At 70.1% G+C, this 2840-nt stretch carries 3 protein-coding genes; 2 read left to right on the top strand and 1 reads right to left on the bottom strand.

Annotated elements, in window-relative coordinates:
• Positions 1-251, bottom strand: a 251-nt coding sequence (locus ABGA94_RS11475) for a serine hydrolase (protein WP_375367325.1), incomplete at its 3' end; no start/stop codon positions are given.
• Between the two features lie 188 nt (positions 252-439).
• Between ABGA94_RS11475 and ABGA94_RS11480 the strand changes: the two genes are divergently transcribed.
• Entirely contained in the window at positions 440-826 is a 387-nt protein-coding gene (locus ABGA94_RS11480; protein ID WP_005421039.1) for a BlaI/MecI/CopY family transcriptional regulator, read from the top strand.
• Positions 827-829: 3 nt separating this feature from the next.
• Complete coding sequence (locus ABGA94_RS11485) at positions 830-2821, top strand: M56 family metallopeptidase (RefSeq protein ID WP_375367327.1); 1992 nt, start codon at positions 830-832, stop codon at positions 2819-2821.
• Positions 2822-2840: the final 19 nt, after the last annotated feature.

Raw genomic sequence — 2840 nt, forward strand, 5'->3', positions numbered from 1 at the left:
GCCACGCCGGTAAACGCCTTGGTGGCCGAATTGAGCGGGAAGCGGGTGTCCCGCGAGGCAAGCACGCCGTTCTCGACGTTGGCCAGGCCGTAGGCTTCGGAGAGCACGATCTGCCCGTCCTTGACCACCGCGACCTGCAGCCCGGGGATGCGCTGCTCCAGCATAATCTGGCGGATCAGGCGGCGGGTCTGGTCGTTGGCCTGGTCCTGGCTGGCAGAGACGGCGGCGAAGGGCAGGGCACTGATGAGCATGAGCACGACTCGGAGCGTTGGGCGGAACATGCGGAATTCCAGCGGGCGTTGCGAATCGGATGCAGACAGCGCGTCGAAGGTTTAAGCGCTCGGTGCCCTACCGTTCGTCGGCCCGTGACTTCCGGGGGGTTGACTACAGCTGTCGTCAAGCTGACAGTGGCGACACGTGTAGTCAAGGGAGTGGTGTCATGCGCGGCAAGACCATCGGGGACCAGGAACTGGCCCTGCTGCAGTACATCGATGAACATGCGCCGGCCAGTGTCGGCGAGGTCGCCAGTGGCTACGGCGAGGCCCGCGGGCTGGCCCGCTCCACTGTGCTGACGATGATGGAGCGCCTGCGGGCGAAGGGGTATCTTCAGCGCCGGCAACAGGACGGTATCTACCGCTACCAGGCCACCCGCGGCCCGCAGAGCGTGCTGCAGGGCGCGGTGGCGCAGTTTGTCGACAACACCCTGCAGGGCTCGGTGTCGCCGTTCGTGGCCTATCTGTCGCAGCGGCAGAAGGTCAGCGACAACGAACTGGCCGAACTGGAAGCGCTGGTCGCCCAACTCCAATCGCGTCGCCACGAGGGCTGAGCCATGGACACCACGATGCTGATCCCGATGCTGGAACGCCTGGGCTGGACCAGCCTGCAGACCGTGCTGCTGGTAGCCCTGGTATATGGCGTGTGCCGCGCGCTGCCGTCACTGTCGGCGGCGACCCGCTGCCGCCTGTGGTGGCTGGTATCGCTGCAGGCCGTGCTTGGCCTGTTCTGGAGCCAGCCGTTGCAGTTGGCCTGGCTGCCCGCACCGCAGGCGGTGGCGATGACCGCGACCGACGTGGCCGCTGACATCGTCTACCCGCTGGCCCCGGAGGCCTCGGCACAGTTGCTGGCCGCGATGCCGATGCCTGCAGCGGATGCACCGGCAGTGGCGTGGTGGGCCGTCGCACTGGCCGCGCTGTGGGCATCCGGCGTGCTGCTGATGGCGCTGCGTACCTTCGGTGAGTGGCGTCGCTGCCGCGCGCTGCTGGCAGCGGCCTATCCCTGCGAGGACCAGGCGTTGGTGCAGGCCCTGCAGCTGGCTTCCGATGCACATGGCGTGCGGCCTGCGCCGCGGTTGTGGATGAGCACGCAGGTGGACGCACCGCAGCTGGTCGGTCCGTTCCGCCCGGTGCTGCTGTTGCCGGCTGGCGACAACGCCCTGCAGGGCGACGCGCTGGACCTGGCCCTGACCCACGAACTGCAGCACCTGCAGCGGCGGGACCTGCAGTGGGGCCTGCTGCCTGCGCTGGCCCAGCACCTGTTCTTCTTCCATCCGCTGCTGCGCCTGTCGGTGCGTGAATATGCACAAGCGCGCGAAGAAGCGGTTGACGCAGCGGTGGTGGGCCAGCACGCTGCCAGCCGCCAGGCCTATGGCCGTCTGTTGCTGCAGCTGGGGGTGGCACCGCAGCCGCACCTGGGCGTGGCCAGTGCCGCACCGGATGCCACCAGCCTCAAGCGTCGCCTGCTCTCGTTGCAGCCACGCCGTGCCTGCCCCCGCATCCTGGCGATGGCGTTGACGGCGGCCGTGGTACTGGTGGGTGTGGCGCCGATGCGGCTGGTCGCTGCGCCGGTACCGCCGGCACCGCCCGCGCCACCGGCGGCACCCAAGGTCGTGGCGCCACCACCGCCGAAGGCTCCCAAGGCTCCGGCCGCACCGCCATCCGCCGCGGGCGTGCCGGCGGCACCGGCCGCGCCTGCAGCACCGGCCGCGCCGGCCGAACCCGCTGACGCGACCGGGCCCGACGATGCCGATGTGGCGGAAGTCGACGATGCCACGGGCATGGCCGAAGACGATGAAGGCGCGACGTCGGCCGCCACCTCCATCACCACCTACGGTCGCCTGGACCTGGGCAGGTCGCCCCGGGAGGCCTTCGTTCTGGTTGATGGTGATTCGACCTTCGCCAACGGCGGCATGGACGACGTGACGGTGGCCCGCAGGCAGCTCGGCAAGGGCCCGGCGTTGTGGTTCCGCCAGGGTGACAAGCGCTACGTGGTGCGTGACCCGATGCTGATCCAGACGCTGCAGCGTGCCTACAGCGGTGCCGTAGAGCTGGGCCGCCAGCAGAGCGAACTGGGCCGCCAGCAAAGCCTGTTGGGTCGCCAGCAGGGCGAACTCGGCAGGCAGCTGGGTGAAATGGGCCGCCTGCAGGGCGAGCAATCGCGCCGCATCGCACTGATCGCCGCCGAGGCCGCGCGCAGTGCGATGGCCGCGCATGACATCAACCGCGAGGCGGCGGCGGAAGCGGCAAAGGCCGCGCGCGGTGCAACCAGCGACGTGGCCGTTGCGCGTGAGGCTGCACGCGAGGCCGCCGCCGAGGCACGCCGTGCGATGCAGGAAGCCCGCAGCGAGGCCGCGCAGTCCGGCCGCACTCGTGACATGCAGCGCCTGGCCAGCCAGCAGTCTGAACTGGCCAGCCGCCAGGCGGCACTGGGTAGCCAGCAGGCCGCCTTGGGCGAGCGCCAGGCACGCGTGCATGCCCAGGCGTCGCAGCAGGCGCAGCAGGTGATCGCGCGCGCACTGGCCAGCGGCAAGGCTGAGCGACTCTGATCGGTAGTGGGGGGGGGGG

The organism is Stenotrophomonas sp. 3diitr2024 (assembly GCF_042136455.1).
GTDB classification, from domain to species: domain Bacteria; phylum Pseudomonadota; class Gammaproteobacteria; order Xanthomonadales; family Xanthomonadaceae; genus Stenotrophomonas; species Stenotrophomonas sepilia.

Excerpts from the sequence above, each read along its gene's own strand:
- ABGA94_RS11480 (WP_005421039.1), top strand. The coding sequence starts at position 440 with ATGCGCGGCAAGACCATCGGGGACCAGGAACTGGCCCTGCTGCAGTAC.
- ABGA94_RS11485 (WP_375367327.1), top strand. The coding sequence starts at position 830 with ATGGACACCACGATGCTGATCCCGATGCTGGAACGCCTGGGCTGGACC.